We start from the raw sequence: 5,646 nt of genomic DNA on the forward strand, positions 1-5,646 counted from the left end.
CTGCATCCTTACGCGGCATGCGCACCTGCGCGACCACCTCGCCGTCCGGCGGGGCTTCTGTGACGACCGGCGCTCCTTGCGCGGGCGCGCCTTCGGCGCCCTTCGTCTTCGCTCCGGCGCGGCGTCGCGCGATCAGGCTGCGCGGTCCGCGACGCAGACCGCGGCGCGGACGGTCTTCGCCGTCGGCTTCCGTGGTCTGTGCCGGGCGCTCGCTTTCGCCTGCCGACGCTTGCGTGGTGCGCGCTTCGTCGGCGCGCGCCGACGGCGCGGCGCGCTCGGATTCGGACGAATCGGTGTCGTGGGTATGTGTCAAAACAACCTCAAAATGTCAGGTCGCGCGCGCCCATTGCGGGCGCGGCAAAAAAAGTTCGGTTACGTCAGGCGCTGCGCGACTCGGGTTCGTCGTCGGTCAGAATGCCATCGTCCTGCGCGGCATCGCGACGATCCTCAGGATCGCCGTGCGCCGCGGTGGTCGGGTTCGGCTCGGCGGCATGCTCCGTATCGCGGAGCACGCCCGAGTCGTGCGCGGGTGTTGCAGGATCGGCCTGGGAGGCCGGATCGTGATTCAATGCGGGCTCGGCGGCGCCGGCCTGGGGTTCAACCTGCGTTTCAACTTTTGCCGCTTCGGCATGTTCTTGCCCAGCCGGGGCTGCAGCAGCATCCTGATGCGACCCGGGTGCCGGTGCGGCATCCGCAACGCTATGCGCTGCCTCATCCGCCTCATTTGCTTCGGCTGCCCCGCTTGCCTCAGCCGACTCCACATGCCGCACTCGATCGACCGACGCCTGATGCTCTTCGGCGTGTTCGTCAGCGGTTTCCGTTCCTGCCGCCACGCCCGCTTCTTCGACGTAATCGCTATCGGCAGTCTCGCCGGCAGGTTCGCCCGCTTCAGTGGCTGCCTCGCCCGCGGTGGAATCCGCCTGCTGTTCGGACACGCCGTCTTTGCCCGAAGTCAATGCCTGTGCTGCCTCGACCTCTGAAAATTCGATCGCATGCTGACCGAGCAGATCCGCGTTCAGCTGCGCCGACGGATCGGCGAGCGGCGGCAATTCATCGAGCGCCTTCAAACCGAGGTCGTCGAGAAATTGCCGCGTGGTCGCGTAAAGCGCCGGACGGCCTGGCACATCACGATGGCCAATCACCTCGATCCAGCCGCGATCCTCGAGTTGCTTGACGACCTGCGTATTCACTGTGACACCGCGAATCTCTTCAATATCGCCACGCGTGACCGGTTGCCTGTACGCGATGATCGCCAGCGTCTCAAGCACCGCGCGCGAATATTTCGGCGGTTTCTCAGGATGCAAACGATCCAGGTACGAACGCATCGCGGGCTTGCTTTGAAATCGCCAGCCCGATGCCAGCCCGACCAGCTCCACACCGCGCCCAGACCAATCCTGCTTGAGGTCTTCGAGCAAATTCCGAACAGTGTCTGCCGACACGCCGTCGGCAAAGAGCTTGCGCAACTCGCCGAGCTTTAACGGCTCCTGCGCGCAGATCAAGGCAGTCTCGAGGACGATCTTCGCCTCTTGGGTATTCATGCAGCTAGGTCAGACCCTGTGGTCAAAGAACCGGATCAAACAGACGATATGGAACTGAAGACGCGCTCGCCCGATTCTGATCGGTCATATTGATGGGAGCACGCACCGGGGGGAGGCGAAACAGGCAATCGAGCCAAACCCAGCCGGACGGAGCAGCGATATTCCTGAAAGGAATCGCGTGACTGAGCGCCATATTACGCAAAAACAATCGGTGCGTAAAGACGAAATCCCCGGCGCATTTTCCAGTTCTGCCTTCGCTCGGGTGCTTTCGCGGAAAAGTGGGCGGAAAAGCACGGGAATCGGGCTGAAATGGGGCCTTAGATCGCCGGAACACCTCCCCGCTCAGCGACGGGTCAATGTGTGTCGTGTTGCGCCAGAAACCGTTTCAGTCGCTCGACACCCGCGTCGAGCCGCGCCGTGTCGCAGGCATAACACCAACGCACGAAGCCCTCGCCTTGCGGTCCGAACGCGCTGCCGGGCGCCACGCCCAAACCCACTTCCCGCACCATGGCCTTGCATAGCTCGAGACTGCGCGACGCACCGGGCATCGAGAAAAACAGGTACATCGCCCCTGGCGGCGCCTTCACATCGACACCCGCCACGGTGGACAGCGCATGCACCAGATGATCGCGTGACGCCTTCAGGTCGAGCACCAGCTCCTGCGTGAAGCGCTCGCCCTGCTGGACGGCCGCGACGCCCGCCTGCTGGACGAAAGCCGGCGCGCACGACGTATTGTATTCGACCAGCTTGCCCAGATCATCCATCAGCGAGGCCGGCGCGACGATCCAGCCGAGCCGCCAGCCGGTCATCAGCCACGCCTTGGAAAATGAATTCACGCAGATCACGCGCTCGTCGCGCGTGGCCAGATCGAGAAACGACGGCGCCGTGCGCGAACGAACGCCGCGCGCGCCGGCGCACGGATCGTCCGCAAAATAAAGACGCTCGTAGACTTCATCGGCAACGATCCAGATGCCGTGGCGACGGCAATGCGCCAGCACGGCGCGTTGCTCGTCGCGGCTCATCACCCAGCCGGTCGGATTGTTCGGCGAATTGATGAGCAGCATTTTCGTGTCCGGCGTCAACACAGCCAGCAACTGCTCGAGATCGAGCTGCCACCCGCATTCGCCGTAGCCCAGCGCGACCGTTTCCACCTGTGCGCCCAGAATCTTGGGAATCTCGACCAGATTCGGCCACAGCGGCGTTACCGCGACAACGCGGTCACCCACGCCCACGACAAGCTGCGCAGCCAGCATCAATGCATTGACGCCGGCGCTCGTCACCGCGATGTGATCGGGAGACGTCGTCCCGTGCAACTCGCCAACGTAGCCCGCGAGCGCCGTGCGCAGCGGCGCAATGCCCAGATTATGCGTATAGAAGGTCGCGCCGGCGGCCAAGGCGGCGCTGGCGGCGTCGCGGATGAAGGCCGGGGTCACCCGGTCGGACTCGCCGAACCAGAACGGCAGCACGTCGGCGACGCCGAAACCGGCATTCGCGACTTCACGGATCTGCGAAGGACGCAGGGCGCGCACGGCATCGCGTGCGTTGGGGATGAAGGGCACAGGCAGATCCGATTCGCTCATCGAGGCTTCCACACGGGGACGGACGGGTAATGGGTCAAGGCTGACGCTTGGGAGAAGCGACAGTTTAGCGCGGCGCCAGTTTTTGGGACGGCGAAGTCACCCGTTGCTGAGGCGTGCCCGGGTCATTAGCTCAAATCCTCCGCCCGCGCCGGCAATTGACGAATCAGGCTCCATACCGCCTCCGCCGCCGGTGACAGCGAACGGTCGCGCCGCCGCACCAGTTCGACCGTGCGCTCGGCGCGCGGCACGAGCGGCCGCGCCACCAGCGAGGCGCCTGCCGGGAGCGGCAACGCCAACCAGGGCAGCACGCTCACGCCGACACCCGCCTCGACCAACCCAAAAACGGTCGCGGAATGCCCCAACTCCTGTACCACGGTGGCGCTCACCCCGTGCTCCTGCATCACGGCGTCGATAATCGGCCGGCTGCCTGACGCGTAATCGAGCATGACAAGCTGTTGGCCGTCGAGATCAGTCCATGCGACCTGCCTCTGCGCCGCCAGGGGGTGATCGTCGCGGGAAACGACGCAAAACGAGTCCGTCATCAGCGATTCGCTGAGCAGGTCGTCGGCGGAAAACGGACCGATGATCACGCCGAAATCGACTTCGCCCGACTTCACCTTGCGCACCACATCGCTTTGCACGTCGTCGCGCAGCCCCAATGTGATGTAGGGGAACTGGTGTCCGCACGACGCCACTACGCCGGGCATCAACCGGCAGGCGACGGTCGGGCTCGCGGCCACCACCACGCGTCCGCGGCGCTGCTCGCCGATTTCACGGATCTCACGCAACGCGTCGTCCAGATCCGTCAGCAGGCGTGAGACGCTCGATACCAGGTTGCCGCCGACATCCGTGAGTTGCACTTCGCGCGTGGTGCGGTCGATTAACTTCAGACCGATCTCCCCCTCCAGTTCGCGTACGCAGCGGCTGACCGCCGATTGCGTCAAGCCGATCTCATCGCCGGCCCGGCTGAAGCTCTGCAAACGGGCGACCTCAATGAAAACCCTTAGCTGTCGCAGCGTCACATTCATTTACCGACCTCATCAATAACCCAGTTTGATGCGCATTGTATGGCTAAATACCGCGCCACAATCGCATTTAATGCTATCGCTGCAATGCAGCAATAAGGCGCAAACGCACGCTGGCCGGGCCTGATTGCACAAGATTGGTGATTGTCCCGATTTGCGAGATGGGTTTTTTGGATTCTTATACGCCCCTAGCTAGCGCCCGCGCTGGCCCGCTGTCACAGGGCTTTCAGGTAGTCGGACTCAACTTGGCACACTTCCTGCATTTACATGCACACAGGGTCGGCGCCATGACTTCTGACTGAATAGCAGACCGTGGCAAGCCCGACCCCCCTTGGCACTCGCCTATCGAGTGCATGGAGAGTGCGCGGCGCGGGGCAGCGCACCGGAGTTAGCTTCGCTGAGGTGAAACATGATGCTGTTCGACGATTTGAGAGACAACGAGTGGGCGCTGGTCGAGGCGTTGTTCTGTGCGGAGCCAGCACGGAGCGAACGGCGCGGTCGGCCACGCGTGGAAGCACGCGCGGTTGTCAACGCCGTGCTTTGGGTGCTGTCGACGGGCGAAGGCTGGTCCAAACTTCCGGGCCGCTATCCGTCGCCGCCGACTTGCCGCCGTCGCTTCGACGAATGGCAAGCCGATGGTACGCTCGCCGAAATAGTTAAGCGACTCGGCACGAGCGGTCGTGAAATTTCGCTGCGCGGCCGGATTGGCGCGACGGCGGCGAAACCGCCAGCACCGCCGAGCCGCGACCGCTTGCGTGGCGCATTCTGGACCAATCCGGAATCGTGGCGCGCGCCGGTCAAGATGGCCTGACGCGAAATTGTTTTGCCTCCGGGCGCCTGCGGGCGCCCGGCGTGTATCCGGGCCGCCGTGCGCCGTTATCGACGCCCGCCCGTCCTGCAATGGGCACCGCTCCTCGGCGCGCCCAACGCGGTCGTCCCTCCCCGCTTTGCCGACCTCATCACCGGGTCGCTCCAGACATCTGAAGCGACTCGATGGTTGCGTGTGAAACATCCATTTACCATTGCTTACAGCGTGCTTTCGCTACTCGGCATACCTTATGTGTATGCAAACAGGCCTTGAGTCGATCGGCTTGACGGGAGCTCAGCATGAAACCAATGTCACTGCTTCTGTGCGGCATTGTCGTTTCATCAATGGCCGCACCGGCGCTCGCACAGCAGCGTCCACAAGGTTGGAACTGGCAACCGGACCACACGGCCAGCGTTGAAACCTGGCAGCAGAACGGAGCACGCAGTCGCGACTTCACGCCGCCTGCGCCCCGTGGCGACTTGCGCGGCGATATCGCAAGCAATGTACGTCCGCGGCCGGAACCGCCGCGTGAAGACACGCCACGCCGTCGCTAGGCAATGCTCTCAACTTAAGCCCGAAAGGGCTTGTATACGGGGCGCTCGACCTGTAAACTTCATCGCATAACTGATTGATAAATCGACGATATGAACTCAAATACCAGCGTCTTCGCAACTCCTGGCTGAATTCTCCAACTT

General features: G+C 63.4%; 4 protein-coding genes and 2 pseudogenes. 2 read left to right on the top strand and 4 right to left on the bottom strand.

Features of this window, described 5'->3' with window-relative positions:
- From VFE81_RS25355 to VFE81_RS25370, 4 genes and pseudogenes are all read right to left on the bottom strand, one after another.
- Positions 1–313, bottom strand: a pseudogene (locus VFE81_RS25355) (23S rRNA pseudouridylate synthase B); the annotation flags it as partial.
- Between the two features lie 64 nt (positions 314–377).
- A complete protein-coding gene (gene scpB, locus VFE81_RS25360; RefSeq protein ID WP_325047214.1) occupies positions 378–1,538 on the bottom strand; it encodes an SMC-Scp complex subunit ScpB in 1,161 nt (386 codons plus the stop codon).
- A 353-nt stretch (positions 1,539–1,891) separates the two neighbouring features.
- Positions 1,892–3,118, bottom strand: a complete 1,227-nt coding sequence (locus VFE81_RS25365; protein ID WP_325047215.1) for a pyridoxal phosphate-dependent aminotransferase — start codon at positions 3,116–3,118, stop codon at positions 1,892–1,894.
- 125 nt (positions 3,119–3,243) lie between these two features.
- On the bottom strand, positions 3,244–4,146 hold the full coding sequence (locus VFE81_RS25370; protein WP_325047216.1) for a LysR family transcriptional regulator: 903 nt from the start codon (positions 4,144–4,146) through the stop codon (positions 3,244–3,246).
- A gap of 409 nt (positions 4,147–4,555) precedes the next feature.
- Between VFE81_RS25370 and VFE81_RS25375 the strand changes: the two are divergent.
- Positions 4,556–4,951, top strand: a pseudogene (locus VFE81_RS25375) (transposase); the annotation flags it as partial.
- A 299-nt stretch (positions 4,952–5,250) separates the two neighbouring features.
- Positions 5,251–5,505 (top strand): hypothetical protein, encoded by a 255-nt coding sequence (locus VFE81_RS25380; RefSeq protein ID WP_325047217.1) that lies wholly within the window; start codon positions 5,251–5,253, stop codon positions 5,503–5,505.
- Positions 5,506–5,646: the final 141 nt, after the last annotated feature.

The sequence above is a fragment of the Paraburkholderia sp. genome, assembly GCF_035656215.1.
Taxonomy (GTDB): domain Bacteria; phylum Pseudomonadota; class Gammaproteobacteria; order Burkholderiales; family Burkholderiaceae; genus Paraburkholderia.

Bases quoted from the DNA above. Each gene is read 5' to 3' on its own strand.
- scpB (WP_325047214.1), bottom strand. From the start codon at position 1,538: ATGAATACCCAAGAGGCGAAGATCGTCCTCGAGACTGCCTTGATCTGC.
- VFE81_RS25365 (WP_325047215.1), bottom strand. From the start codon at position 3,118: ATGAGCGAATCGGATCTGCCTGTGCCCTTCATCCCCAACGCACGCGAT.
- VFE81_RS25380 (WP_325047217.1), top strand. From the start codon at position 5,251: ATGAAACCAATGTCACTGCTTCTGTGCGGCATTGTCGTTTCATCAATG.
- VFE81_RS25370 (WP_325047216.1), bottom strand. From the start codon at position 4,146: ATGAATGTGACGCTGCGACAGCTAAGGGTTTTCATTGAGGTCGCCCGT.